The sequence below is a fragment of the Streptomyces sp. NPDC003327 genome (assembly GCF_053589515.1).
This window is the reverse complement of record NZ_JBSFSA010000014.1, coordinates 32,213-58,601: the sequence shown is the minus strand read 5'-3', so window position 1 is coordinate 58,601 and position 26,389 is coordinate 32,213. Positions and strand designations below refer to the sequence as shown.

Below are 26,389 nucleotides of genomic sequence, written 5' to 3'. Positions count from 1 at the left end.
GTCGGATGTGGCTCCGGAAGGTCTGGATCCACTTGCCCCCATTCTCACGCGTCGTCCGTTTCCGGCGCGGGTGGGGCCGGAAAACGAAAAAACCCCTCGCGGGTGCGAGAGGTCTGCGCGCGGGTCTGGGGCACGGTGTCCACTGCCGCGGGGGTCGTTCCGCGGTTCAGTGGCCACTGCGGACCGGCGCGCCGCTGCCGATAATCATCGTGGTAGCAAGCACGCCGGAAGTCTGGCACAGCCGCGCGGGTGAGAGCAGCTCAGTCTCAGGATGCGGGCGGCGCGCCGGTGGTACCGATCGTCCGTGTGAGCACCCCGCCCCCTCCCGCGCCTCCCTCCGGACCGCCGTCCGGCCCTCCCTCGGGGCCGCCTTCCGGTCCCCTCCGCCCGCCCCCGCCGGAGCCCGACCCCCAGCACGGTTCGGGGGCCGGGTCCACCGCGCGGCCCCCCGGAGGAGGAGGCCGCCGCCGCTTCGCCCTGGTCGCCGCCGGTGGAGCGCTTGTGGCGGCGACCAGGGCGTGGGCCTGGTGGCCCTGCTCGGCGGGGACGACGGCGACCCCCCGCCCGCGACCGCGTCGAGCCCGGCGGCGTCCGCCCCGCCCACCGACTCCTCCTCCGCCCGTGCGCGGGCGCAGGCCCTCGCCGAGCGCGTGGCCATGACGCCGGCGGACTGGGGGGCCGGGTACTCGAAGGGCGACCCGTACGAGCAGGACCCGGCGGGCGAGTACGAGGTGGGGCAGGACTGCAAGGGCTTCCAGCAGGCGGCCCGATCGGGGACCCTGGCCGCGGTCAACCGCACCGTGCGGAACAGTCGGTCGACCCTGACGTCGAACACCGAGGTGCGGGTCTTCGTGGACGCGGAGACGGCCGAGGCGTACGTCGACGGCGCGGAGGAGACCACGCGCCGCTGCCCGACGCAGCAGTTCGAGAAGGTGCGCTGGTCCTCGGTCCGCCAGGCCACGGCGCCCGAGGTGGCCGGCCTCGACCGGACGGTGGCCGAGGAGGGGACCCAGACGGCGGACGCCAGCGGCGCCACGACCGATTACCCCTACGTCTTCTACACCGGCCGGACGGGCGACACCGTGGTGAGCGTGCTCGTCTACGAGACCCCTGACAACGCCGCGGCCCTGGGCCCGCGGGCCCGGGGCGTCCTCCAGAAGCTTCAGCAGCGGGTGGCGAGCGCCCGTGCGAGCGCCACCCCGTAGGGGTGGTCAGAGGACGGGGGCCGACGCCTTCTCCTGCTCGCCGGCGCGGTCCGGCTTCCCGGTCCTCCCCACCCGGCCGAGGTCGATGTCGCGGGTCTCCCGCATGGTGACGTACACGACCAGCGAGACGGCCGCGCAGCCGGCGACGTACCAGAAGAAGCCCGACTCGATCCCGGCGTTCTTGAACCAGAGGGCCACGTACTCGGCGGTGCCGCCGAAGAGGGCGTTGGCGATCGCGTACGGCAGGGCGACGCCGAGGGCGCGGACGCCGGTGGGGAACAGCTCGGCCTTCACGCACGCGTTGATCGAGGTGTAGCCGGTGACGACGAGGAGGGCGAGGAGGGAGAGCCCGAGCGCCGGCCAGAAGGAGCCCGCGTGCCCCAGCATCGTCATGATCGGCACCGTGAGGACGGTGGAGCCGACCGCGAAGGCGATGAGGAGGGGGCGGCGGCCGATCCGGTCGGAGAGCCGCCCGGCGAGCGGCTGCAGGCAGGCGAAGACGATGAGGGCGCAGAAGGAGACCAGGGTGGCGGTCTGCTTGGGGAGCCCGGCGGAGTTCGAGAGGTACTTGGTGAGGTAGGTGGTGTACGTGTAGTACGCCACGGTCCCGCCCATGGTGAGCGCGACGACGAGGAACGCCTCCCGCCGGTGCGCCCACAGGGCCCGGAGGGTGCCCTGCTCGCCGGGTTCGACGCCCGCGTCGGCGCTCTCCTCGTACACCTCCGTCTCCAGCATGGTGCGGCGCAGGTAGAAGACGACGGCCGCGCCGAGGGCCCCGATGACGAAGGGGACGCGCCAGCCCCAGCTGTGCAGGGCCTCGGCGGACATCGTCCGCTGGAGGACGATCAGCAGGCCGAGGCCGAGGATCTGGCCGGCGGTCATCGACACGTACTGGAAGCTGGAGGCGAAGCCACGGTGCTCGGGGGCCGAGGCCTCGGTGAGGTACGTGGCGCTGGCCGCGTACTCGCCGCCGACGGAGAGGCCCTGGAGCAGCCGGGCGACCAGGAGGACGGCGGCGCCGCCGTATCCGGCGACGGCGTAGGTGGGGGCGACGGCGATGAGCAGCGCCGAGGCGGACATGAGCGTGACGGTGAGGGTGAGGGCGGCCTTGCGGCCCCTGCGGTCGCCGACCCGGCCGAGGAGCCAGCCGCCGACGGGCCGCATGAAGAAGCCGACGGCGAAGATGCCGGCGGTGTTCATGAGCTTGGCGGTGTCATTGCCCTCGGGGAAGAAGGCGCCCGCGAAGTAGGTGGCGAAGCTCGCGTACACGAACCAGTCGAACCACTCGACCATGTTGCCTGCCGAGCCGACCCAGATCTTCTTCCACTGATCTCGTCCCATGGCCCCGAACCGTGCCGGAGCCGACCGGTCCGCAACAAGGGTGCCTCGCGCAACGATCGGGAGTACTTGCGTTCCTATCGTTCACGCGAGCAGGGTTTCGGCGACGAACTCCCTTACGTGCGCGAGGACTTGGGACCTTCCCGTGCCGGGGATCCCGACGGCGACGTGCACGCTGAAGCCGTCCAGGAGGGCGCGCATCCGGGTGGCGAACCGGTCGGGGTCGACCGCCCGGAACTCCCCCCGCGAGACGCCCTCGGCGAGGATCGCGACGAGGTCCCGGTGCCAGGCGCCCTCGATGGCGGCCTGCCGGGCGCGGGCGTCCTCGTCCGCGTTCTGCGAGCGGTTCCAGACCTCCAGCCAGAGCGTCCAGTGCGGGTCCCGCGGCCCGTCGGGCACGTACACGTCGACGTACCCGTCGAGCCGCTCGCGGGCGGTCCCGGGACGGGAGAGCAGCGCGCTCCGCTCGGCCCCGAGCCGGCCCTCGCTCCACTCCAGGGTCTGCAGCAGCAGCTCGTCCTTGGTGCGGAAGTAGTACAGCAGGTGCCCGCTGCTCATCCCGACCTGCCGCCCCAGCCCGGCCATGGTGAGCCCTTCGAGCCCCCGCTCGGCGACGGTGTCCATGGCCGCGGCGAAGACCTCCTCGCGCGGCGGCGCGGCCTGGTTGCGACGGCGGGGGTGGGGGCTCGGGCTGCTGCTCTGACTCACTCGTACGTTCTACACCGATCGCGTCCGGCGGGAGAGCGGGGGCGGCCGGTCAGACCGCCGGCTGCTGTTGGGTGATGCAGTGGATGCCGCCGCCGCCCGCGAAGATCGTGCGGGCGTCCACGAGGACCACCTCGCGTTCCGGGAAGAGGCGGCGGAAGATCTCCGCGGCGAGCTCGTCGTGCGGGTCGTCGAAGGCGCAGAGCACCACGCCGTCGTTGCACAGGTAGTGGTTGATGTACGAGTAGTCGACCCAGTCGCCCTCCTCGTCCTTGAGGACCGTGGGGGCCGGGACCTCGACGACCTCCAGGGGGCGGCCCTGGGCGTCGGTCTGGGCGCGGAGGAGGTTGACGTACATCCGGGAGCGCTCGTAGTCCGGGTGGCGCGGGTCCTGCTGGCTGTGCACGAGGACCGTGCCGGGGCGGGCGAAGGCGGCGACGATGTCGACGTGGCCCTGGGTGCCGTACAGGCCGTAGTCGCCGGTGAGGCCGTGCGGGAGCCAGATCGCCTTGGTCGTGCCCAGCTTGGCGTGGATCTCCTGCTCGACCTGCTCGCGGGTCCACTCGGGGTTGCGGCCCGGGCCGAGCTGGACGGTGTCGGTGAGCAGGACGGTGCCCTCGCCGTCGACGTGGATCGCACCGCCCTCGTTCACCAGAGGGGAGGTGAGGACGGGGACGCCGGCCACGTCGGCGACGTGGCGGGCGACCTTGGAGTCGTGCTCCCAGCGGGCCCAGTCCTGGGCGCCCCAGCCGTTGAACACCCAGTCGACCGCGGCGAGTTCGGTGCCGTTCGTGACGAAGGTGGGGCCGATGTCCCGCATCCAGGCGTCGTCCAGTTCGCGCTCGACGAGGTCGACGCCGTCACCGAGCGCGGCGCGCGCGCCCTCCGCGTCGCCCGGCGCGACGACCATCGTGACCGGCTCGAAGCGGCGTACGGCGCGGGCGACGGAGGCCCAGGCGGTGCGCGCCTCGGCGAGCTCCTCCTCGTTGGTGAAGGTGGGGTTGGGGCTGGGCCAGGCCATCCAGGTCCGCTCGTGCGGGGTCCACTCGGCGGGCATGCGGTACGTCATGGGTACGGGTCCTAGGGGAGATCAGAGGAAGTAGAGGCGGTTGAGCGAGACGGACTCGGCCGCCTCCGAGCGGATCGGCGAGCCGTCCAGGGACACGAGGCCGGTGCGGCCGTCGACCTGGACGTCCCCGACGCGGCTGTTGAGCCGCAGGTCGGCGGGGCCGATGCCGCGGGTGCCGCGGACGGCGACGCGGCGGCGCCGGGTCGGCATCCGGTCGGCGCCGAGGTCGACGGCGGCCTGGGCGACGAAGGCGACGGAGATGTCGGCGGGGGTGGCGCCGTGGGCACCGAACTGGGGGCCGAGGACGAGCGGTTCGCACGTGTCCGTGGCGGCGTTCGGATCGCCCACGACCCCGTACGCGGGGAAGCCCGACTTGAGGACGAGCTGCGGCTTGGCACCGAAGAACTCGGGGCGCCACAGCACGATGTCGGCGAGCTTGCCGACCTCGATCGAGCCGATCTCGTGCGCGAGGCCGTGGGCGATCGCCGGGTTGATGGTGAGCTTGGCCATGTAGCGCAGGACGCGCGCGTTGTCGTCGTGCGCGCCGTCGCCCTCCAGGGGGCCCAGCTCGGCCTTCATCTTCCCGGCCATGGCGAAGGTCCGGCGTACGGTCTCGCCGGCCCTTCCCATCCCCTGCGCGTCCGACGACGTGATGCCGATCGCGCCGAGGTCGTGCAGGACGTCCTCGGCGCCCATCGTCCCGGCCCTGATCCGGTCGCGCGCCATGGCGGCGTCGCCCGGGAGGTCGGTCTTGAGGTCGTGGACGGAGACGATCATGCCGTAGTGCTCGGCGACCGCGTCGCGCCCGAAGGGGAGCGTCGGGTTGGTCGAGGAGCCGATGACGTTCGGCACGCCCGCCATCTTGAGGACGTTCGGCACGTGTCCGCCGCCGCAGCCCTCGATGTGGAAGGCGTGGATGGTCCGCCCCTCCAGGACGGCGAGGGTGTCCTCGACCGACAGGCACTCGTTGAGGCCGTCGCTGTGCAGGGCGACCTGTACGTCGTGCTCCTCGGCCACCCGCAGCGCCGTGTCGAGCGCCCGGGTGTGGGCGCCCATGTCCTCGTGGACCTTGAAGCCGGACGCGCCGCCCTCGGCGAGCGCCTCGACGAGCGGCGCGGGGTCCGAGGAGGAGCCGCGGCCGAGGAAGCCGATGTTGACCGGCCAGGCGTCGAAGGCGTTGAACGCGTGCCGCAGGGCCCACGGCGAGTTCACGCCGACGCCCCACACCGGGCCGAACTCCTGGCCGATGACGGTGGTGACGCCGCTCGCGAGCGAGGCCTCCATGATCCGCGGGGAGAGGAGGTGGACGTGGGTGTCGACGGCTCCGGCGGTGGCGATGAGGCCCTCGCCGGAGACGATCGAGGTGCCGGTGCCGACGACGACGTCGACCCCGTCGAGGGTGTCGGGGTTCCCGGCCCGCCCGATGGCGTGGATCCGGCCCTCGCGGATGCCGACGGAGACCTTGCGGATGCCCTGCACGGCGTCGATCACGAGGACGTTGCTGATGACGACGTCGCAGGTCTCGCGGACGGCGGCGGCCTTGAGGTGGAGGCCGTCGCGGGCGGTCTTGCCGAAGCCGGCCAGGAACTCGTCGCCGGGCTTCTGGGAGTCGGACTCCACCCGGACGACGAGGCCGGAGTCGCCCAGGACGACGCGGTCTCCGGCGCGGGGGCCGTGCACCGATGCGTACTCGTACGGGTCCATCACGCCTCAACTCCCAGGTATCCGCAGGCGGCCGCGCGCCGCAGGGCCTCTTCCTTCGCGCCGGGCGCGTCCAGCGGGCCGTCGACGAGGCCCGCGAAGCCGATGGCGACGCGCGCGCCGCCGATGGGAACGAGTCCCACCTCGGCCTCGCCGCCCGGGTCGAAGCGGAAGGAGGCGCCGGCCGGGATGGCCAGGCGCATGCCGTAGGCGGCGGCCCGGTCGAAGTCGAGGCGCGGGTTGGCCTCGAAGAAGTGGAAGTGCGAGGTGACGCTGACGGGGACGGTCGCCGTGTTCCGTACGGGCAGGGTCAGCGCCGGCTCGGTCGCGGGGTGTCCGGGGCCGGGCAGCAGCGCGCCCGGCGCCACGGCGCCCGGTCCGTCCCCCTCCGCCTCGGGGGAGGAGGCCCGGCCGATCGGATCGGAGACGACCGCGAGGCGGGAGCCGTCCTCGAAGACGGCCTCGACGTGGACCTCGGTGACGATGTCGGCGACGCCCGGCAGGACGTCGTCCGGGCCGAGGACCGAGCGGGCCGCCTGGATGGCCTCGGCGAGTCGCTTGCCGTCGCGGGCCGCCTCGCAGACGGTGTCCGCGACGAGGGCGGTCGCCTCGGGGACATTGAGCCGCAGCCCGCGGGCCCGGCGGGCACGGGCGAGCTCGGCGGCGCCGAAGAGCAGCAGCCGGTCGCGTTCCGTGGGGGTCAGTCGCACGTCCGAAACACCTCCTGTTTGAGCGACACTCTAAATGCTGAAGCCGCAGCTTCCAAGCATTGACGCGACCAACCGATGTGGGTCACATTGAGCGTCACTCTAAACGCGCCGCCCCCCGCTCGGCACTCCCGCTCCCCCGCCCCCGCTCCCCTCCCCAGGAGTCGCCCATGTCGTCGATGTCGATAGAACAGCGCGGAGTCGACACCATCCCCGAGGCCGAACGCACCAGCGGCCCCCGCGACCTCGTCGCGATCCTGCTCGGTTCCAACCTCTGCCTGGGCGTGATCGTCTTCGGCTGGCTCCCCGTCTCCTTCGGGCTGGGCCTCTGGGCCTCGCTGACCTCGGTCGTCACCGGCACCCTCGTCGGCGTCGCCGTCACCGCCCCGCTCGCGCTCGTCTCCCTGCGCACCGCCACCAACCTCTCCACCTCCTCCGGCGCCTTCTTCGGCGTCCGCGGCAGGCTCGTCGGCTCGGTCGTCGGGCTCCTGCTCTCGCTCGGCTACACGGCGCTGACGCTGTGGATCGGCGGCGACGTCGTCGTCGGCGCCCTCGCGCGCCTGGCCGGACTGCCCACCGGCGACGCCGCGCACGCGGTCGTCTACGCCCTGCTCGCCGCCGGCACGGTGGTCGCCGCCGTGTACGGCTACCGGCTGCTGCTGCGGCTCAGCAAGGTCCTCGCCGTCGGCATGACCCTGCTGCTCGCGCTCGGACTCGTCGCGTACGCCGGGGACTTCACCACCGCCCCGGTGCCGGACACCCCGTACCTGCTCGGCTCCTTCTGGCCGACCTGGGTGCTCTCCGCCGTCGCCGCCGGGCTCAGCGGGCCCGTCGCGTTCATCACCCTGCTCGGCGACTACACGCGCTACGTCTCCCCCGGGCGCCACAGCCCGAGGTCCGTCCTGCGGGCCACCTGCCTCGGCCTCGTCGTGGGCCTGCTGGTCCCCCAGCTCTTCGGTACGTTCACGGCGCTCGCCGCGCGCGGCGGCCTCGACTACGCGGGCCCCCTCGTCGACGCGTCGCCCGTCTGGTACCTCGTACCGCTGCTGCTCGCGGCCACGGCGGGCTCCGTCGGCAACGCGGGCCTGATGCTCTACTCGATGGGTCTGGACCTGGACGCGATCCTGCCCCGGGCCACCCGGGCGCGGGCCACCCTCGTGGTCGCGGCGGTGGCGACGGGCTTCGTCTTCCTCGGCCACTTCGCCTCGGACGCGCAGTCCGCGATGACGTCGTTCGTCCTGCTCCTGACGGCGATCGGCACCCCCTGGGCGGTGATCACCCTGATCGGTCACGCGCGGTGCGGCGGGACGTACGACCCGGAGGCGCTCCAGGTCTACAACCGCCGGGCGCGGGGCGGGATCTACTGGTACGCGGCGGGCTGGCACGCGCGCGCCACGGCCTCCTGGGCGATCGGTGCGGCGGTCGGCCTGGCCGCCGTCTCGACCCCGCTCTACGAGGGGCCGCTGCTCGCCCTGACCGGCGGGATCGACTGCTCCTTCGTCCTGTCGGGCGTGGTCGGCGGGGCGCTGTACGCGATCCTCACGCCGGCCGGCGCGCACGCCGAGGCGCCCGGGACGGAGACCGTCCCGGGCGCCCTGGCGGACTGACCGGCGGACCGGGCCCGCCGCGCCGGCGGCCCGGCACGGGCCCGGCCGCCGGCCAGCGGGTCACTTGCCCAGCTCGTGCATCCAGCCGTGGACGTCCTCGGCCTTGCCCGTCTGGATGGCGAGGAGCGCCTCGCGCAGCCGCATCGAGACCTCGCCCGGCTGCCCGCCCGAGTGCCGCCACTCGCCGCGCGCGGACTTCACGGTGCCGACCGGCGTGATCACGGCGGCGGTGCCGCAGGCGAAGACCTCGGTGAGGGTGCCGGCCTCGGTGTCGGCCTGCCACTGGTCGATGGAGACGCGGGCCTCCTCCACCTCGTAACCGAGGTCCTTGGCGAGGGTGAGGAGGGAGTCGCGCGTGATGCCCTCCAGGATCGAGCCGCTGAGGCTGGGGGTGACGATGCGGTTCCCGTACACGAAGTACAGGTTCATGCCGCCGAGCTCCTCGACCCACTTGTGCTCGACCGCGTCGAGGTAGCAGACCTGGTCGCAGCCCTGCTCCGCCGCCTCCGCCTGCGCGAGCAGCGAGGCGGCGTAGTTGCCGCCGGTCTTGGCGTCGCCCATGCCGCCGGGGACGGCGCGGACGCGGTCCTCCGAGGCCCAGATGGAGACGGGCTTCACGCCGCCGGGGAAGTACGGTCCGGCCGGGGAGGCGATGACGACGAAGAGGTACTCGTTCGCCGGGCGGACGCCGAGGCCGACCTCGGTCGCGATCATGAACGGGCGCAGGTAGAGCGAGGCCTCGCCGCCGTGCTCCGGGACCCACGCCTTGTCCTGCTGGACGAGCAGGTCGCAGGCCTCGATGAACGTCTCGACCGGAAGCTCGGGCATGGCGAGGCGGCGCGCGGAGGCCTGGAAGCGGCGGGCGTTGGCGTCGGGACGGAAGCTGGCGACCGAGCCGTCGGGGCGGCGGTAGGCCTTGAGGCCCTCGAAGATCTCCTGCGCGTAGTGCAGGACGTTGGTGGCCGGGTCGAGGGCGAGCGGGCCGTACGGGACGAGCTGGCCGTCGTGCCAGCCCCGGCCCTCGGTCCAGCGGACCGTCACCATGTGATCGGTGAAGTGGCGGCCGAATCCCGGGTTGGCCAGGACGGCCTCGCGCTCCGCGTCGGACAGCGGGCTGGAGGAGGGCTTGAGCTCGATCGTCGTCATGAGTGCGTGTCCTTCACCGTTTGTGTGGGTCGGACCGCGCTCACGCCGCTAGGGATCGGTTCTAGGACGTCCGAGCTTTCCCGCATGCCGCGGCCCCACGTTCGATTATCGCGCGTGGGGACCGGTGCACGAAACGGGTGAACGCGGTCCGGGGTTCGATGGTGGCACCCCGCGACCGCACAGGAAACAGCCGCCGGGTGCGTGTACGACCCGGCGGCTGCTGCGTGATGTCAGGAGGCGCGGGTCAGCTCGCTACTCGCGCGGCGAGCGCGTCGCCGATCTCGTCCGTCGTGCGGACGGAGTCGCCGCGCTCCGTGAGGTCGGCGGCGACCGCCTCCTCGACGCGGGCGGCCTGCGCCTCGTAGCCGAGGTGGCGCAGCAGGAGGGCGACGGAGAGGACGGTGGCCGTGGGGTCGGCCTTGCCCTGGCCCGCGATGTCCGGCGCGGAGCCGTGGACCGGCTCGAACATGGACGGGAACTCGCCGCTCGGGTTGATGTTGCCCGAGGCGGCGACGCCGATGCCGCCGGAGACGGCCGCGGCGAGGTCGGTGATGATGTCGCCGAAGAGGTTGTCGGTGACGATCACGTCGAACCGGGCCGGGTCGGTGACCAGGAAGATCGTCGCGGCGTCGACGTGCAGGTAGTCGGTGGTGACCTCGGGGTACTCCTGGGCGACCTTCTGGAAGGTGTTCGTCCAGAGGTGACCGGCGAAGGTCAGCACGTTGTTCTTGTGGACCAGCGTCAGCTTCTTGCGCGGGCGGGCCTGGGCGCGGGCGAAGGCGTCCCGGACCACGCGCTCCACACCGAAGGCGGTGTTGACGGAGACCTCGGTGGCGACCTCGTGCGGGGTGCCCTTGCGGATGGTGCCGCCGTTGCCCGTGTACGGGCCCTCGGTGCCCTCGCGGACCACGACGAAGTCGATCTCGGGCTGGCCGGCGAGCGGGGTCGCGACGCCGGGGAGCAGCTTCGAGGGACGCAGGTTCACGTGGTGGTCGAAGGCGAAGCGGAGCTTCAGCAGGAAGCCCCGCTCCAGGACGCCGGAGGGGACCGACGGGTCGCCGATCGCGCCGAGCAGGATGGCGTCGTGCTTCTTGAGGGAGTCGAGGTCGGCGTCGGTGAGGGTCTCACCGGTGGCGTGGTAGCGCGTGGCGCCGAAGTCGTACTCCTCGGTCTCCAGCTTCACGTCCTGCGGAAGCACGGCGGAGAGGACCTTGAGGCCCTGGGCCACGACCTCCTGGCCGATGCCGTCGCCGGGGATGACTGCGAGATTGATGCTGTGAGACATGTCGGCACCCTACTCTTCGTCCCATCGTCTGACACGTTACGTCCATCATGTGGACGAACGGCCAACCGGAACGGGTGAACCGGCGGTCGGCCCGAGGGCCGGCCGGAAAGCCCGGCGGCCCGCGGCTCAGTGACCGGTCGAGCCGCCGTTGTCGCGGCGGTCGAGGGCGCGCTGGAGGGCGGCGGCGGCGTTCTTGCGGGCCTCGTCGCTCGGGCGGTTGGCGGAGTGGCGGACGCGGCGGGCGGTCTGAGCGGCCATGAGGGATCGACTCCTTGAGATCAGTGGTGATCCGGGCGTGCGGAGATCAGTGGTGATCGAAGGCGCCGGAAGGGGCGGGGAGCGCCGCCGCAGGGGTTGCCTGCACGGGGCGTCGCGCTCTCGTCCGCCCTCGCTTGATGAAGCGAGACGTTCGGCTCCTACAAAGCTAGGCCAGCGACTCGCATCTGTCTCCACAATTACTCGGACTTCCTACTATCTGAGACGGAGAGAGCCCCGAGTCCCGTCACACCGGGCCCTCGCACCCGGCCGCCAGACCAGGCGTCACACCAGGTCGCCGTCCCGCCAGTCGAAGACCAGCGGGTCGGCGACGCCGGGCAGCGGCCGCCCGCCCGCGGGCCACAGGAAGAGGGACCCCTCCTCCTCGGGCAGGGGCACGGTCCCGCCGGGCCCGAGCGCCGCGAGCCGCCCCTCCCAGAGCCGCCAGCCGCGCGCCCGGTAGAGCGCGGCGCCCTCGTCGGACGCGGAGAGGGCGCCGAAGCGGTGGGTGCGGTCGATCACGCGCTCCAGCTCGGCCATGACGGCCCCGCCGAGCCCCCGGCGCCGTACGTCGGCGCGGACGGCGACTCCTTCGACGTACCCGACCCGGTGCGAGCGTCCGGCGTGGAGCACCCGGCGCTGCACGACGGCCCCGTGGGCGGCGATCCCCCGCGCGTCCTCGATCCAGGCGTGCACCCCGCCGAGGCCGTGGTCCCAGTCCTCGTCCGAGAAGTCCCCGTCGAAGGCGGCGTCGAGCAGCGCGCGGAGGGCACGGAGCCGGTCGTCGCCGAGGGCGTGGGTGGGCGCGGTCCTCACGGTCATGACCCCAGACTGCCACGACCACCTAACCGCTCACCCACCATTGACAGGTGAGAGCCGCCCTGGTCGCATCAACCTCTAACCATTATCCCACATTTAAGGGGTTAGACCATGTCCGTGCTGCCCACCCGCCACCGCACCGTCACCGTCCGCGGCCACGAGCTGTTCTACCGCGAGGCGGGGCCGGCCGACGCGCCCGTGCTGCTCCTGCTCCACGGCTTCCCCACCAGCTCGCACATGTTCCGCGACCTGATCCCGCTCCTCGCCCACCGCTACCGGCTGATCGCCCCCGACCACCTCGGCTTCGGCCTCAGCGCGGCGCCCCCGGCGACGGACTTCCCCTACACCTTCGCGGAGCTCGCCGACCTGACATCCGCGTTCACGGAGGCCCTCGGCCTCGACCGGTTCGCGCTCTACGTTCAGGACTACGGCTCCCCCATCGGCCTGCGGCTCGCCCTCGCCCACCCGGAACGGATCACCGCGATCGTCACCCAGAACGGCAACGCCTACGAGGAGGGCCTCGGCGCCGACGCCTGGGCCCCGGTCCTCGCCCTGATCGAGGAGCGCACACCGGAGACCGAGGCCCCGGTCCGCGCCATCCGCTCGCTCGACGGCATCCGGTGGCAGTACGAGACGGGTGTCCCCGACCGGTACCGCGAGCTGCTCAGCCCGGACGCCTGGCACCACGACGCGGCCCTGATGGCCCGCGACGGCCAGGACGGGATCCAGCTCGACCTGATCGCCGACTACGGCTCCAACTTCGCGCTCTACCCGGCCTTCCAGCGGTACTTCCGTACCTCCCGGGTCCCGCTCCTCGCCGTCTGGGGCGAGGGCGACGAGGTCTTCGTCCCGGCCGGCGCGGAGGCCTTCCGCCGCGACCTCCCGGACGCCGAGGTCCACCTCCTTCCAACCGGCCACTTCGCCCTGGAGACGCACGCCCCCCGGATCGCCGCGCTGATCGACGACTTCCTCGCCCGGCGCGTCGGAGTATGAGAACCGCCCCCGTCCTGGTTTGGGGGTCCAGGAGGGGGGCGGTGATCAGGGGCCGCTCGCGCGGCGGGGGGGGGTCAGCCCATGTGCGGGTAGCCGTACTCGGTCGGCGGGACCAGCGTCTCCTTGATGGCGCGGGTCAGCGTCCAGCGCATCAGGTTCTGCGGCGCGCCGGCCTTGTCGTTCGTGCCCGAGGCGCGACCGCCGCCGAAGGGCTGCTGGCCGACGACGGCGCCGGTCGACTTGTCGTTGATGTAGAAGTTGCCCGCGGCGAAGCGGAGCTTCTCCATCGTGTGCGCGGCGGCGGCGCGGTCGTTCGAGATGACCGCGCCGGTGAGGGCGTAGTCCGAGACCGACTCCATCTGGGTCAGCATCTCGTCGTACTTCTCGTCCTCGTACACGTACACCGCGAGGATCGGGCCGAAGTACTCGGCCTTGAAGACCTCGTTCTCCGGGTCGGTGCACTCGATGACGGTCGGGCGGACGAACCAGCCCTCCGAGTCGTCGTAGGTGCCGCCTGCGACGATCGTGCAGCTCGGGTCGGCGGCCGCACGGTCGATCGCCGCCTTGTTCTTGGCGAACGAGCGGTCGTCGATGACGGCGCCGATGAAGTTCGAGAGGTCGGTGACGTCACCCATGCGGATGCCGTCGACCTCGGCCGCGAACTCCTCCTTGAAGCCGTCGTTCCAGATGGAGGCCGGGATGTACGCCCGCGAGGACGCGGAGCACTTCTGGCCCTGGAACTCGAAGGAGCCGCGGGTCAGCGCGGTCTTCAGGACGGCGCGGTCGGCGCTCGGGTGGGCGACGACGAAGTCCTTGCCACCGGTCTCGCCGACGATCCGCGGGTAGGAGCGGTACGTCTCGATGTTGGTGCCGACCGTCTTCCACAGGTGCTGGAAGGTCTTGGTGGAGCCGGTGAAGTGGATGCCGGCGAGGTCGCGGTGGTTCAGGGCCACCTCGGAGACGGCGATGCCGTCGCCGGTCACCAGGTTGATGACGCCCTTCGGCAGGCCGGCCTCCTCCAGGAGCTCCATGAGGAGCACGGCGGAGTGGGTCTGCGTGGGGGACGGCTTCCAGACCACCACGTTGCCCATGAGGGCGGGGGCGGTGGGAAGGTTGCCCGCGATGGCCGTGAAGTTGAACGGCGTGATCGCGTAGACGAAGCCCTCCAGCGGGCGGTGGTCCAGGCGGTTCCAGACGCCCGGGGAGTTCGCCGGCGGCTGCTCGGCCAGGATCTGGCGGGCGTACGCCACGTTGAAGCGCCAGAAGTCGACGAGCTCGCACGGGGTGTCGATCTCGGCCTGCTGGGCGGTCTTCGACTGGCCGAGCATGGTGGAGGCGGCCAGCGTCTCGCGCCAGGGGCCGGCGAGCAGCTCGGCGGCGCGCAGGATGATCGCGGCGCGGTCGTCGAAGGACATCGCGCGCCACGCCGGGGCGGCGGCCAGGGCGGCGTCGATGGCGTCCTGGGCGTCCTGCTGGGTGGCACCGCGGAAGGTGCCGATGACGGACTTGTGGTTGTGCGGCTGGACGACCTTGAACTCGTCGCCGCCGCCCATGCGCTTCACGCCGCCGATGGTCATCGGCAGCTCGCGCGGGTTGTCGGCCAGCTCCTTGAGCTTGGCCTCCAGGCGCGCGCGCTCGGGCGAGCCGGGGGCGTAGCCGTGCACCGGCTCGTTGACGGGAGTGGGGACCTGGGTCACAGCGTCCATGAGTCTCGTAACTCCTTCGGAGGGGTGGGGGCTCAGCCGTTGGTGAGGATGGAGCGGACGAAGAAGAGCAGGTTGGCCGGCTTCTCCGCGAGGCGGCGCATGAAGTAGCCGTACCAGTCGGTGCCGTACGCGGTGTAGACGCGCATCCGGTGCCCCTCGGCGGCGAGGCGGTTCTGCTCCTCGCCGCGGATGCCGTACAGCATCTGGAACTCGTACTCGTCCAGCTTGCGCCCGGCGCGGCGCGCCAGCTCCTGGCCGATGGAGATCAGGCGCGGGTCGTGCGAGCCGATCATGGGGTAGCCCTTGCCGTCCATGAGGATCTTCATGATCCGGACGTAGGCCTTGTCGATCTCGGCCTTGTCCTGGAGGGCGACGGAGGCGGGCTCCTTGTAGGCGCCCTTCACGATCCGGACGCGGGAGCCGTTCGCGGCGAGGCGGCGGGCGTCGTCCTCGGTGCGGAAGAGGTACGCCTGGATGACGCAGCCGGTCTGCGGGAAGTCCTTCCGGAGCTCCTCGTGGATGGCGAACATCGAGTCGAGGGTGGTGTGGTCCTCGGCGTCCAGGGTGACGGTGGTGCCGATCTCGGCGGCGGCGACGACGACCGGGCGCACGTTGGAGAGGGCCAGCTCGTGGCCGTCCTCCAGGGACTGGCCGAACATCGACAGCTTGACGGACATCTCGGCGCGCTCGCCGAGGCCGAGCTCCTTGAGACGGCCGATCAGCTCCAGGTAGGCGTCCCGGGCGGCGTAGGACTGCTCGACGGTGGTGATGTCCTCACCGACGACGTCGAGGGTGACCTCCAGGCCGCGCTCGCTGAGCTCCCGGACGATCGGGACGACGTCGTCGACCGTCTCCCCGGCGATGAAGCGGGCGACGACCTGCTTGGTCCCGGGGGCTGCCGAAACGAGACGGCGCATCTTGTCGCTGCGCGACGCGGCCAGGATCACGGGACCCAGCACGGGGCACCTCCAGAGGGGCAAGGGTAGAACGGGGCCATAACCGGATCAAGGGAACGAACCGGGAACAGCACGGAGAACCACCGTGAAACCTATGGATCGGTCCGATCGTCCGCCATCTACAGCTGTCACGCATCCGTGGCCCCGCCCTCAGACATCTGTCTGAAGGAGCGGCCGCCGGGTGCGAGAATGAGGCCGTGAAGGGCGATTACCAGGACCTGGTGGACGAGATCTCGGGGCTGCTCGGCGCCCCCGCGACCCTGGAGAACCGCGACTTCGGCCTGATCGCCTTCGGTGCCCACGACAGCGACGACGACAGCGCCATGGACCCGGTCAGGACCCGCTCGATCCTGACCAGGAAGTCCACGCCCGCGGTCCGCGCCTGGTTCGAGGGCTTCGGCATCACCCGGGCGACCGGCCCGGTCCGCATCCCGGCCGCCCCGGACGCGGGCGTGTTCCGGGACCGCATCTGCCTTCCCGTACGCCACCGGGGCGTCGTCCTCGGGTACGTCTGGCTGCTCGACGCCGAGCCGGGTCCCTCGCACACGCGACTGACCGCCGCCATGGAGGTCGCCGCCCGGATCGGGGACCTGCTCGCCGACGAGGAGCGCGCCGGGGCCGACCTCTCCCGCGAACTGCGGGCCGCCCTGACGGCGGAGCGCGGCTGGCAGTACGACATGGCCCTCGCCGCCCTGCGGACCGCGCTCGGCCCGGACGCGGAGGGGCTCCACGCCCTGGTGTGCCTGGCCCCGTGGGGCGAGGAGGACAGCCCCTCGCCGCGTACGGTCCCCGGCGCGGCCGCCCTGTGCACCCTGCCCTGGCGCCCCCCGGCCGGCCCGCGCCCCTCGCTCGCGCCCGCGGCCGCCGGGGGGTCCGACACCGGCCCGGTGCCCGCCGCGCAGCGCGCGCTCGCCGTGCTCGTACGGCTCCGCTCGGCCGACAACCTCTCCCCCGCGACCACCGCGGCGACCCGGCTGCGCGGCTCGGCCGGTGCGGCGGGTCCGGCGGGTCCGGCAGGTGCGGGTCCGGCAGGTCCCACTGCTCACGCCGGCCCCGCCGGTCCCCCGGCGGTCGCCGGGATCGCCGCGCCCCGGCGCGGGCTCGCCGACCTGGACGTCTCCTGGCGGGAGGCCACCTCGGGGGCGCGCGCCGCGCACGCCCAGCCCGCGCTCGGCCCGCTCGCCGAATGGGCCGCCCTCGGGCCGTACCGCCTGCTCACCACCCTGCCCCCGGCCGAACCCGACCCCGCCGTCCGCCCGCTGCTCACCCCCGCCCACGCGGAACTGGCCCGCACGGCCGAGGTGTTCCTCGACCACGCGGGCCAGGCGGGCCGCACGGCGGCGGCGCTCGGCATCCACCGGCAGACGCTCTACTACCGCCTCTCCCGCGTCGAGCAGCTCACCGGCCTCGACCTGGACGCGGGCGAGGACCGGCTGCTCCTCCACATGGCGCTCAAGGCGGCCCGGCTGTGAGCGTCCCGGCCGGAAGCCCCGTCAGTCGCGGTGCTCCATCAGGACCTTGAGCCCCTCGGTGAGGTCGTCGGCGGTCGGTGCGGTGTCCGGGTCGACCATCCACTGGATCATCACCCCGGCCACCAGCGCCTGACAGAGCAGCCCGGCCACCCGCGCCTTCTCCGGGTCGGCCTCCGGGTCGATGCCGAGGAAGCCCTCGGCCATGCCGAGCCGGCCCTCGCGCTGCGGCTCCTTGATGGCGTCGCGCAGTTTCTCGTCGTCGTCGAGCCGGGTGACGATCTCGGTCTGGAGCCTCCAGACGGGCCGGCTGGCCCCGGCCTGCGCGATCACCTGCTCCCAGACGGCGTGGAACCGGGCGTACGGATCGGCCGGCAGCTCCCGCTTCTCCTCGCCCGTACCGGCCGGACCGACCCGCTCGCCCCACTCCTCGGTGAGAGCGAGGAAGGCCTGCTGGAGCAGGGCGTCCTTGGAGCCGTAGTGATAGCCGATGGAGGCGAGGTTGGTGCCCGACGCGGCGACGATGTCACGGGCCGTGGTCCGCCCGTACCCCTTCTCCAGGAGACAGCGCTTGGCGCCGTCGAGCAGGTCTTCCTTGTGTCCCATGACAGCACTGTACCCGGCCGCTAGACAATCGTGTAAGACGATCGTATAGCGGCCGGGTACGGGAACGGCGTGCGTCAGATCAGGTTGACGGAACGGGCCGAGGTGGCGCCGATCTCCTGCGCGATCTCCGCGAGCACGGGGGCCGGCAGCGTGTCGTCGACGGTGAGCACGACGAGCGCCTCACCGCCCTCCTCCGCGCGCGAGACCTGCATGCCCGCGATGTTCAGACCCGCCTCGCCGAGGATCCGGCCGACCGTGCCGACGACACCCGGACGGTCCTCGTAGCGGAGCACGACCATGTGGTCGGCGAGCGCCAGGTCCACGTCGTAGTCGCCGACCGCGACGATCTTCTGGAGGTGCTTGGGCCCGGCGAGCGTGCCGGAGACCGCGACCTCCTCGCCGCTGCCGAGGGTGCCGCGCACGGTCACCATGTTGCGGTGGTCGGGCGACTCGGAGCTCGTCGTCAGCCGGACCTCGACACCGCGCTCCTGCGCGAACAGCGGGGCGTTGACGTACGACACGGTCTCGTCGACCACGTCCTCGAACACGCCCTTGAGCGCGGAGAGTTCGAGCACCTTCACGTCGTGCTGGGTGATCTCGCCGTACACCTCGACGTCGAGGCGCGCCGCGACCTCGCCCGCCAGCGCGGTGAAGATCCGGCCGAGCTTCTCGGCGAGCGGCAGACCCGGCTTCACGTCCTCGGCGATGACACCGCCCTGGACGTTGACCGCGTCCGGGACCAGCTCGCCGGCGAGCGCGAGGCGCACCGACTTGGCGACGGCGATGCCGGCCTTCTCCTGGGCCTCGTCCGTGGACGCGCCGAGGTGCGGGGTGCAGACGACCTGGTCGAGCTCGAAGAGCGGAGAGTCCGTGCAGGGCTCCTTCGCGTACACGTCGAGGCCCGCGCCGGCGACCCGGCCCTCCTTGAGCGCCGAGTACAGCGCCTCCTCGTCCACGATCCCGCCGCGCGCGGCGTTGACGATCCGGACGGTCGGCTTGACCTTGTGCAGCGCCTCGTCGCCGATGAGACCGAGGGTCTCCGGGGTCTTCGGCAGGTGGACGGTGATGAAGTCGGCGACCTCGAGCAGCTCGTCGAGGGTCAGCAGCTTCACGCCCATCTGGGCGGCGCGGGCCGGCTGCACGTAGGGGTCGTACGCGACGATCTTCATGCCGAAGGCGGACATGCGCTGGGCGACCAGCACGCCGATGCGGCCGAGGCCGACGACGCCGAGGGTCTTCTCGCTCAGCTCGACGCCCGTGTACTTGGAGCGCTTCCACTCGCCGTTCTTCAGCGCGGTGTTGGCCTGCGGGATGTTGCGCGCGGTGGCGACGAGCAGACCGCACGCGAGCTCGGCGGCGGTGACGATGTTCGAGGTCGGCGCGTTGACGACCATCACGCCGGCCTTGGTGGCGGCGGAGACGTCGACGTTGTCCAGACCGACGCCCGCGCGGGCGACGACGCGCAGCTTGTTCGCGGCGGCGATGGCCTCGGCGTCGACCTTGGTCGCGGAGCGGACCAGGATCGCGTCCACGTCGGCGATGGCGGGAATCAGCTCGGCGCGGTCGGCGCCGTTGCAGTGCCGGATCTCGAAGTCCGGGCCCAGGGCGTCGACGGTGGCGGGCGAAAGCTCTTCAGCGATGAGTACGACAGGTTTCGAGCTCACGTGAGTCCTCACAGGTCCAGTGCGGACGGCCGTCCCGACGGCCGCAGGCGGTGGAGGGGCTTGCCGCGTGAAAGCGCACGACGCTGTGGGCCTGACGCGTATGTTGTTGAGCAGTGTAGTGGTGCGTCGGCGCCGTTCGTACGCCTCGATGGAAGGATCACCCGTCCGTGGTTGGACGGGGTGTCCAACGCTGCGGGGAGGGGCCGGACACCCTGTCCGGCCCCTCCCCCGAAGGCTTACGCCTCCTCGTCGTTCACCCAGCTCATGAGCTTGCGCAGCTCCTTGCCGGTGGTCTCCAGGAGGTGCTTCTCGTCCTGGGTCTTGTACTCGTTGTACTTCTTCAGACCGCCGTGGTACTCGTCCATCCAGTTCTTGGCGAAGGTGCCGTCCTGGATGTCGGTGAGGACCTTCTTCATCTCGGCCTTGGTGGCGTCGGTGATGATGCGCGGGCCGGTGATGTAGTCGCCCCACTCGGCCGTCTCGGAGACGGACCAGCGCATCTTCTCCAGGCCGCCCTCGTACATGAGGTCGACGATGAGCTTCAGCTCGTGCAGGCACTCGAAGTAGGCGATCTCCGGCTGGTAGCCGGCCTCGACCAGGGTCTCGAAGCCCGCCTTGACGAGCGCGGACGCGCCACCGCAGAGGACGGCCTGCTCGCCGAAGAGGTCGGTCTCCGTCTCCTCGGTGAACGTCGTCTTGATGACGCCGGCGCGGGTGCCGCCGATGGCCTTGGCGTAGGAGAGCGCCAGGGCGAAGGCGTTGCCGGTCGCGTCCTGCTCGACGGCGGCGATCGCGGGGACGCCGCGGCCCTCCTCGTACTGGCGGCGGACCAGGTGGCCCGGGCCCTTCGGGGCGACCAGGGCGACGTCGACGCCGGCCGGGGGCTTGATGAAGCCGAAGCGGACGTTGAAGCCGTGGGCGAAGAACAGCGCGTCGCCGTCCTTCAGGTTCGGGGCGATGGACGCCTCGTAGACCTGGGCCTGGATCGGGTCCGGGATCAGGATCATGATGACGTCGGCCTCGGCGGCGGCCTCGGCCGGGGTGACCACGCGCAGGCCCTGCTCCTCGGCCTTGGCCTTGGACTTGGAGCCCTCGTGCAGACCGACGCGGACGTCGACACCCGAGTCACGGAGCGACAGCGCGTGGGCGTGGCCCTGGCTGCCGTAACCGATCACCGCGACCTTGCGGCCCTGGATGATGGACAGGTCGGCGTCGTCGTCGTAGAACAGCTCGGCCACTGGGATTCTCCTTGTTGGCGGTGTTGCTGGTTGTGCGTCCCCACCGTACGGCGGGAGAGGCGAGAGGGGTCTAGCGGTCTCGTCAGGCGGAACGGCCGGGCGCCGGCGTCGGGCGCCGCGGCCGGGCGCCCGGGTCAGGCGCTGCGGTCGAGGGCCCGCAGGGACCGGTCCGTGATGGACCGGGCGCCACGCCCTATGGCGATCGTGCCGGACTGCACGAGTTCCTTGATGCCGAACTGCTCCAGCATCTTCAGCATGGCGTCGAGCTTGTCACTCGAACCGGTGGCCTCGATGGTGACGGCCTCGGGGGAGACGTCGACGGTCTTGGCGCGGAACAGCTGGACGATCTCGACGATCTGGGAGCGGGTCTCGTTGTCGGCGCGGACCTTCACCAGGACGAGCTCGCGCTGGATCGCGGCGCTGGGCTCGAGTTCGACGATCTTCAGGACGTTGACCAGCTTGTTGAGCTGCTTGGTCACCTGCTCCAGCGGCAGGTCCTCGACATTGACCACGATGGTGATGCGGGAGATGTCGGGGTGCTCGGTGACACCGACCGCGAGCGAGTCGATGTTGAAGCCGCGGCGGGAGAACAGGGCCGCGATCCGGGCGAGGATGCCGGGCGTGTTCTCGACGAGGACGGAGAGCGTGTGCTTGGTGGACATGTCTGGGTCTCTTCCTGTGGTCGCTCTGCGCTTCAGTCGTCTTCGCCGTCGCCGAAGTCGGGGCGGACGCCCCGCGCGGCCATGACCTCGTCGTTGGAGGTGCCGGCGGCGACCATCGGCCAGACCTGGGCGTCCTCGTGGACGATGAAGTCGACGACGACCGGACGGTCGTTGATGGCGTTGGCCTCGGCGATGACCTTGTCGAGGTCGGCCGGGTCCTCGCAGCGCAGGGCGACACAGCCCATGGCCTCGGAGAGCTTCACGAAGTCGGGGACGCGGGTGCCCTTGGCGTCCGGGTTGACGTCGTCCGGGCCGGAGTGCAGGACGGTGTTGGAGTACCGCTGGTTGTAGAAGAGCGTCTGCCACTGGCGGACCATGCCGAGGGCGCCGTTGTTGATGATGGCGACCTTGATCGGGATGTTGTTCAGGGCGCAGGTGGTGAGCTCCTGATTGGTCATCTGGAAGCAGCCGTCGCCGTCGATCGCCCAGACCGGGCGGTCCGGCATTCCGGCCTTGGCGCCCATCGCGGCCGGGACCGCGTAGCCCATCGTTCCGGCGCCGCCGGAGTTCAGCCAGGTGGCGGGCTGCTCGTAGTCGATGAAGTGGGCGGCCCACATCTGGTGCTGGCCGACGCCCGCGGCGAAGATCGTGCCCTCGGGGGCGAGCTGGCCGATGCGCTGGATGACCTGCTGCGGCGACAGGCTGCCGTCCTCCGGCAGGTCGTAGCCGAGCGGGTAGGTCTCGCGCCAGCGGTTGAGGTCGGCCCACCAGGTGGAGTAGTCGCCCCTGTTGCCCTCGCTGTACTCGGCCTGGACGGCCTGGACCAGGTCGGCGATGACCTCGCGGGCGTCGCCGACGATCGGGACGTCGGCGGCGCGGTTCTTGCCGATCTCGGCCGGGTCGATGTCCGCGTGGACGATCTTGGCGTACGGGGCGAAGCTGTCGAGCTTGCCGGTGACGCGGTCGTCGAAGCGGGCGCCGAGGGCGACGATCAGGTCGGCCTTCTGGAGCGCGGTGACGGCGGTGACGGCACCGTGCATGCCGGGCATGCCGACGTGCAGCGGGTGGCTGTCGGGGAAGGCGCCCAGCGCCATGAGCGTGGTGGTGACCGGGGCGCCGGTCAGCTCGGCGAGGACCTTCAGCTCGGCGGTGGCACCGGACTTGATCACGCCGCCGCCGACGTACAGGACGGGCCGCTTGGCGGCGGTGATCAGCTTCGCGGCCTCGCGGATCTGCTTGGCGTGCGGCTTGGTCACCGGGCGGTAGCCGGGCAGGTCGGTCTGCGGCGGCCAGCTGAAGGTGGTCTTCGCCTGGAGGGCGTCCTTGGCGATGTCGACCAGGACCGGGCCGGGGCGGCCGGTGGAGGCGATGTGGAAGGCCTCGGCGATGGTCCGGGGGATGTCCTCGGCCTTGGTCACCAGGAAGTTGTGCTTGGTGATCGGCATCGTGATGCCGCAGATGTCCGCCTCCTGGAAGGCGTCCGTGCCGATCGCCTTGGAGGCGACCTGACCGGTGATCGCGACCAGGGGGACGGAGTCCATGTGGGCGTCGGCGATCGGGGTGACCAGGTTGGTCGCGCCGGGGCCGGAGGTCGCCATGCAGACGCCGACCTTGCCGGTCGCCTGGGCGTAGCCGGTGGCCGCGTGACCGGCGCCCTGCTCGTGGCGGACCAGGATGTGGCGCACCCGCCGCGAGTCCATCATCGGGTCGTAGGCGGGGAGGATCGCGCCGCCGGGGATGCCGAAGACGGTGTCGGCGCCCACTTCCTCGAGAGAACGGATGAGGGACTGCGCACCCGTGACGTGCTCGACGGTGGTGGCGGACGGTCCGCCGCTGCGGGGCCGCGGCTGCGGATGGTGCCCGGTGGCCTGCTCGGTCATCAGCATCTCTTCTCGAAGCAGAGGGTTTTCGCGAGGGTTTGGTACGACTCGGGGGCGAGTCGGTGCAACAAAAAACCCCTCGTGCCGGGAGGCAAGCGAGGGGAGCGCGTCGGGTGCGTTTCAGGCGGGCCTTCTCTGGGGGCCTGCCTCAGCCGACGCGCTTTCCAAGTACGAGAATTCGGGTGCGCATGACTCCGACCCTCCCCCTCGCACCTCACCACTGTCAAGTGGGTGGGACGGGCGTCTCACTATTTGAGCGGATCGGAGGACGGTTTTCCGACAGGTACGGGGACCGCGCCGGGCAGCGGGTACTCGTCGCGCACCAGCGCGCGGCGCAGCCGGTACTCGTCGAGCGGGCCCGCGAAGGCCATGCCCTGGGCGTGGGTGCAGCCCATGGCGCGCAGGGCGAGGACCTGCTCCGGCACGTCGACGCCCTCGGCGACGGTCCGGAGTCCGAGGTCGCGGGCGATCCGGAGCACTCCGCCGGTGATCTTGCGGAGCCGGGCCGACTCGACCACGCCCTCGACGAGCTCCCTGTCCAGCTTCAGTATGTCGACGGGAAGGCGGCGCAGCGCGTTGATCGCGACGTGTCCGGTGCCGAATCCGTCGAGCGCGATCCGCACGCCGAGGCGGCGCAGGGTGACGAGCCGCTGTTCGAGTGCGTCGAGGGGCGTCCCAGTCTCGGTGTCGCCCAGCTCGATGATCAGCGAGCCGGACGGCAGTCCGTGCCGGGTGAGCAGGGACTCCACGGATCCGAGGGGCAGGGAGCGGTCGAGGAGCCGGCTCGCCGGGAGCCGGATGGCCACGGGGGTGCGGTGGCCGATTCCCGCCCGCTCGGCGGCCTGCTCCACGGCCTGCTCCAGGAGCCAGCGGCCGAGCTCGGCGGTGCGCGCGCCGTCGTCGGTGACGCGGAGGTACTCGGCGGGGGTGAAGAGGATGCCCTGGGTCGAGCGCCAGCGGGCCTGGGCGCTGACGGCGGAGATCCGACCGGTGGCGAGGTCGACGACGGGCTGGTGGAGCAGGGCGAACTCGCCCTCGTGCAGGGCGGTGCGCAGCCGGGCGGCGACCTCGGTGCGGCGGACGACCTCGGCCTGCATCTGGGGCCTGTAGAGCTCGACGCGGTCCTTGCCGCCGGCCTTGGCGCGGTACATGGCGAGGTCGGCGTTGCGCAGGAGGTCCCCCGCGCCGATGCCGGGCTCCGCGAAGGCGACGCCGATGGAGGCGGCGACCCGCACCTCGTTCCCGCCGTCGACCCGGTACGGCTGGGAGAGCGTGAGGCGCAGCCGGTCGGCGATCTCCTGGACCTGCCCCTCGCGGGCCTCCTGGTCGCGGGTGCCGTCGCCGAGGATGAGGGCGGCGAACTCGTCGCCGCCGAGCCGCGCGGCGGTGTCCCCGGCGCGTACGGACTCCTGGAGGCGGCGGGCGGCCTGGACGAGGAGGTCGTCGCCCGCCTGGTGGCCGAGGCGGTCGTTGACCCCCTTGAAGCCGTCGAGGTCGATGAAGAGCACGGCGGTGCCGGGGTCGGAGGCCCGTCGGCCGCCGAGGGCCTGGCGGACCCGCCGGGTGAAGAGGGCCCGGTTGGGCAGGTCGGTGAGCGGGTCGTGCTCGGCGTTGTGCTGCAACTGGGCCTGGAGCCGGACGCGTTCGGTGACGTCGCGGCTGTTGAAGATGAGGCCGCCCTGGTGCCGGTTGACCGTGGACTCGACGTGGAGCCAGTCGCCGCGGCCTGAGCGGAAGCGGCACTCGATCCGGGTGGTGGGCTCCTCGGCCGGGGAGGCGGCCAGGAAGCGGCGCACCTCGTGGACGACGGCCCCCAGGTCCTCGGGGTGGATGAGGGAGGCGAGCTCGGAGCCGATGAGCTCCTCGGCGTCCCGTCCGTACACCCCGGAGGCGGCCGGGCTGACGTAGCGGAGCACACCGGTCGGCGCGGCGATCATGATGACGTCGCTGGAGCCCTGCACGAGCGACCTGAAGTGGTTCTCCTTGTGGGCCAGTTCGTGGGTGAGGGCGATGTTGTCGAGGAGCATGATGCCCTGGCGGACGACGAGCGCGAGCACGACGGTGCAGCCGGTGAGGACGACGACGCGGTCGACCCGGCGTCCCTCGACGACGTTGTAGAGGATGCCGAGCGTGCAGACGGCGGCGGCGAGGTACGGCGTGAGGGCGGCGAGCGAACCGGCGACGGGGCGGCTGTGGAGCCGCTGGCCGCGCGCGGCGGCGGCCCCGCCCTCCGGCGGTCTCCGCACGCCCCAGGGGGCGTACGCGAGGAGCAGCGAGCCGGCGAACCAGCCGGCGTCGAGGAGCTGCCCCGAGGCGTAGTTCTCGCGGAGCAGGGGCGAGGTGAAGAGCGCGTCGCACAGCACGGTGAGGGCGAGCGCGGCGATGGCGGTGTTGGTCGCCGAGCGGTTCGTATGGGAGCGCCGGAAGTGCAGCGCCAGGACCATGCTGACGAGCGCGATGTCGAGGAGCGGGTACGCCAGCGACAGCGCGGCCTGGGCGACGGACTCGCCCTGGAAGTGGGCCGTGTGGGCGAGGGCGAGGCTCCAGGAGAGCGTCAGGAGGGATCCGCCGATGAGCCAGGCGTCGAGCCCCAGGCAGACCCAGCCGGCCCGGGTGACGGGCTTCTTGGCGAGGACGAGGAGTCCGACGATGGCGGGCGGGGCGAAGAGCAGGAAGAAGAGGTCCGCCACGGAGGAGTCGGGAACCTCCTGGCGGAGCACGACCTCGTACCACCCCCAGACGGCGTTTCCCGCGGCGGCCATGAACGAGGAGAACGCGAAGAGCAGCCAGGCGGGGCGGGTGCCGCCGCGGTGGGTCCTGGCGTACAGGAAGCAGGAGACCGCGGCGGCGAGCGCGGCGATGCTCAGCCCGAAGTCGCCCATGAACACCGCGAGTCGGGGCGTCCCCCAGCCGAGTGCCGCGCCCGCCGTGTAGCCGGCGCAGACGAGGCCGAGGGCGACCTGGGCACGGACGGAGCCGGTTCCGGAGCGGCCTCCGCCGCCCTCCGGGCTCGCCGGCTCACGGCGGCGGGGGACGACGGGGCCGGGACGTCCGGGTGCGGGATGCCCGCCGTCGGGACGGCCGGGGACCGGATGCGCGCGGCCGGGGCGGCCGGGGTCACCGTGGCCGTGGTCCCCTCCGGCGGGGCCGTGGCCGATGAGCGCCCCCGGCGCGCTCACCGGGTCCTCCGCGGCCGGGCGCTCGCGCCCCGCGGGGTGGCGCGGCCGGGCCGGTGGCGCCTGGCCGCCACCGTGGGCGTGCCCGTCGAGGTGGTGGAGCGCCGCGCGGCCGCCGGGGGCGGACACGGCGGGGCGGCCGGCGTCCGCCGGTGCGCGGCGGGCGGCAGCTGCGGAGGCCGGCTCGGCGGTCGGTTCGGCG

General features: G+C 72.1%; 20 protein-coding genes and 1 pseudogene. 4 read left to right on the top strand and 17 right to left on the bottom strand.

The window, feature by feature from the left end:
• Positions 1-518: 518 nt before the first annotated feature.
• Positions 519-1,205 carry a hypothetical protein gene (locus tag ACWDVG_RS15035; RefSeq protein ID WP_451699585.1) on the top strand — a complete coding sequence of 229 codons (687 nt, stop codon included), beginning with the start codon at positions 519-521 and terminating at the stop codon, positions 1,203-1,205.
• Positions 1,206-1,211: 6 nt separating this feature from the next.
• On the opposite strand, the gene ACWDVG_RS15030 is transcribed toward ACWDVG_RS15035, so the two are convergent.
• From ACWDVG_RS15030 to ureA, 5 genes are all read right to left on the bottom strand, one after another.
• On the bottom strand, positions 1,212-2,546 hold the full coding sequence (locus ACWDVG_RS15030) for an MFS transporter (protein WP_451699584.1): 1,335 nt from the start codon (positions 2,544-2,546) through the stop codon (positions 1,212-1,214).
• Positions 2,547-2,627: 81 nt separating this feature from the next.
• Complete coding sequence (locus ACWDVG_RS15025; RefSeq protein WP_451699635.1) at positions 2,628-3,167, bottom strand: TetR/AcrR family transcriptional regulator; 540 nt, start codon at positions 3,165-3,167, stop codon at positions 2,628-2,630.
• 133 nt (positions 3,168-3,300) lie between these two features.
• Positions 3,301-4,317 carry an agmatine deiminase family protein gene (locus ACWDVG_RS15020; protein WP_451699583.1) on the bottom strand — a complete coding sequence of 339 codons (1,017 nt, stop codon included), beginning with the start codon at positions 4,315-4,317 and terminating at the stop codon, positions 3,301-3,303.
• A gap of 21 nt (positions 4,318-4,338) precedes the next feature.
• Complete coding sequence (locus ACWDVG_RS15015) at positions 4,339-6,021, bottom strand: urease subunit alpha (protein WP_451699634.1); 1,683 nt, start codon at positions 6,019-6,021, stop codon at positions 4,339-4,341.
• Positions 6,021-6,728 (bottom strand): urease subunit gamma, encoded by a 708-nt coding sequence (gene ureA / locus ACWDVG_RS15010; RefSeq protein ID WP_451699582.1) that lies wholly within the window; start codon positions 6,726-6,728, stop codon positions 6,021-6,023. Before ureA ends, ACWDVG_RS15015 begins: the two co-directional genes overlap by 1 nt.
• A 176-nt stretch (positions 6,729-6,904) precedes the next feature.
• Between ureA and ACWDVG_RS15005 the strand changes: the two genes are divergently transcribed.
• Positions 6,905-8,332, top strand: coding sequence for a cytosine permease (locus tag ACWDVG_RS15005; protein WP_451699633.1), 1,428 nt, complete (start codon positions 6,905-6,907; stop codon positions 8,330-8,332).
• Positions 8,333-8,392: 60 nt separating this feature from the next.
• Here ACWDVG_RS15005 and ACWDVG_RS15000 read toward each other — a convergent pair whose 3' ends face one another.
• The 4 genes from ACWDVG_RS15000 to ACWDVG_RS14985 form a co-directional block, all read right to left on the bottom strand.
• A complete protein-coding gene (locus ACWDVG_RS15000; protein WP_451699581.1) occupies positions 8,393-9,478 on the bottom strand; it encodes a branched-chain amino acid aminotransferase in 1,086 nt (361 codons plus the stop codon).
• Between the two features lie 244 nt (positions 9,479-9,722).
• Positions 9,723-10,763 carry a 3-isopropylmalate dehydrogenase gene (locus ACWDVG_RS14995; protein WP_451699580.1) on the bottom strand — a complete coding sequence of 347 codons (1,041 nt, stop codon included), beginning with the start codon at positions 10,761-10,763 and terminating at the stop codon, positions 9,723-9,725.
• A 126-nt stretch (positions 10,764-10,889) separates the two neighbouring features.
• Entirely contained in the window at positions 10,890-11,021 is a 132-nt protein-coding gene (locus ACWDVG_RS14990; protein WP_451699578.1) for a hypothetical protein, read from the bottom strand.
• A gap of 282 nt (positions 11,022-11,303) precedes the next feature.
• On the bottom strand, positions 11,304-11,840 hold the full coding sequence (locus ACWDVG_RS14985; protein WP_451699577.1) for a GNAT family N-acetyltransferase: 537 nt from the start codon (positions 11,838-11,840) through the stop codon (positions 11,304-11,306).
• Between the two features lie 108 nt (positions 11,841-11,948).
• On the opposite strand from ACWDVG_RS14985, the gene ACWDVG_RS14980 reads away from it, so the two are divergent.
• Positions 11,949-12,830, top strand: a complete 882-nt coding sequence (locus tag ACWDVG_RS14980) for an alpha/beta fold hydrolase (RefSeq protein WP_451699576.1) — start codon at positions 11,949-11,951, stop codon at positions 12,828-12,830.
• Positions 12,831-12,904: 74 nt separating this feature from the next.
• Here the strand turns inward: ACWDVG_RS14980 and pruA are convergent, their stop codons facing one another.
• Both pruA and ACWDVG_RS14970 read right to left on the bottom strand, forming a co-directional pair.
• A complete protein-coding gene (gene pruA / locus ACWDVG_RS14975; RefSeq protein ID WP_451699575.1) occupies positions 12,905-14,536 on the bottom strand; it encodes an L-glutamate gamma-semialdehyde dehydrogenase in 1,632 nt (543 codons plus the stop codon).
• A gap of 32 nt (positions 14,537-14,568) precedes the next feature.
• Positions 14,569-15,495, bottom strand: coding sequence for a proline dehydrogenase family protein (locus tag ACWDVG_RS14970; RefSeq protein ID WP_451699574.1), 927 nt, complete (start codon positions 15,493-15,495; stop codon positions 14,569-14,571).
• A 194-nt stretch (positions 15,496-15,689) separates the two neighbouring features.
• Between ACWDVG_RS14970 and ACWDVG_RS14965 the strand changes: the two genes are divergently transcribed.
• Positions 15,690-16,964 carry a PucR family transcriptional regulator gene (locus ACWDVG_RS14965; RefSeq protein WP_451699573.1) on the top strand — a complete coding sequence of 425 codons (1,275 nt, stop codon included), beginning with the start codon at positions 15,690-15,692 and terminating at the stop codon, positions 16,962-16,964.
• A 21-nt stretch (positions 16,965-16,985) separates the two neighbouring features.
• Here the strand turns inward: ACWDVG_RS14965 and ACWDVG_RS14960 are convergent, their stop codons facing one another.
• The 6 genes and pseudogenes from ACWDVG_RS14960 to ACWDVG_RS14935 all read right to left on the bottom strand — a co-directional run bounded on the left by ACWDVG_RS14960 (position 16,986) and on the right by ACWDVG_RS14935 (position 26,316).
• Complete coding sequence (locus ACWDVG_RS14960) at positions 16,986-17,567, bottom strand: TetR/AcrR family transcriptional regulator (RefSeq protein WP_451699572.1); 582 nt, start codon at positions 17,565-17,567, stop codon at positions 16,986-16,988.
• 74 nt (positions 17,568-17,641) lie between these two features.
• Entirely contained in the window at positions 17,642-19,231 is a 1,590-nt protein-coding gene (gene serA, locus ACWDVG_RS14955) for a phosphoglycerate dehydrogenase (protein ID WP_451699571.1), read from the bottom strand.
• Positions 19,232-19,467: 236 nt separating this feature from the next.
• Positions 19,468-20,469 (bottom strand): ketol-acid reductoisomerase, encoded by a 1,002-nt coding sequence (gene ilvC / locus ACWDVG_RS14950; RefSeq protein ID WP_365338012.1) that lies wholly within the window; start codon positions 20,467-20,469, stop codon positions 19,468-19,470.
• A 134-nt stretch (positions 20,470-20,603) separates the two neighbouring features.
• Entirely contained in the window at positions 20,604-21,131 is a 528-nt protein-coding gene (ilvN, locus tag ACWDVG_RS14945) for an acetolactate synthase small subunit (RefSeq protein ID WP_309032631.1), read from the bottom strand.
• A gap of 32 nt (positions 21,132-21,163) precedes the next feature.
• Positions 21,164-23,011 (bottom strand): acetolactate synthase large subunit, encoded by a 1,848-nt coding sequence (locus ACWDVG_RS14940; RefSeq protein ID WP_451699570.1) that lies wholly within the window; start codon positions 23,009-23,011, stop codon positions 21,164-21,166.
• A 223-nt stretch (positions 23,012-23,234) separates the two neighbouring features.
• Positions 23,235-26,316, bottom strand: a pseudogene (locus ACWDVG_RS14935) (EAL domain-containing protein).
• Positions 26,317-26,389: the final 73 nt, after the last annotated feature.